Origin of the sequence: Paraburkholderia sp. LEh10 (assembly GCF_017814945.1) — a bacterium.
In the GTDB taxonomy this organism is placed as follows: Bacteria; Pseudomonadota; Gammaproteobacteria; order Burkholderiales; family Burkholderiaceae; genus Paraburkholderia.
In genome coordinates, this window is the sequence record NZ_JAGIPX010000277.1 from 1 (window position 1) to 337 (window position 337).

A 337-nucleotide genomic window follows, 5' to 3' on the forward strand; every position below is an offset into this window, starting at 1 on the left:
TGAGGTTGACCCGGTTCGACGGACGGATTTGCAGCCAGCGATTTGATGCGATCTAACCTCCGTTGAGTGTTGAGTCGCGGGTTGTCCACGGGCGGGCGGCGGGTCGCCTCTCACGACCATGACGCTGCCCGCCGGTGGGCAACCCGCAAGGCGATACGGTTTGCGTTTTTACGTTGAGGTTTTCGAATTCAAGCGGCGAACGATAGCCAATGCTGCTGTGCAGGCGGCGTACGTTGTACCAGCCCTCCAGGAACCAGAAGATGCGCTGCCTGGCCTGTTCATGGGTCGCAAAGTGTTCTCGCGAGAGTAGCTCCGCTTCAAGCGTGCCGAAGAACGA

At 59.6% G+C, this 337-nt stretch carries 1 protein-coding gene; it reads right to left on the minus strand.

Annotation, left to right across the window (positions count from 1 at the left end):
- Positions 1 to 52: 52 nt before the first annotated feature.
- Positions 53 to 337, minus strand: a 285-nt coding sequence (locus J8I87_RS44285) for an IS3 family transposase (protein WP_209938957.1), incomplete at its 5' end; no start/stop codon positions are given.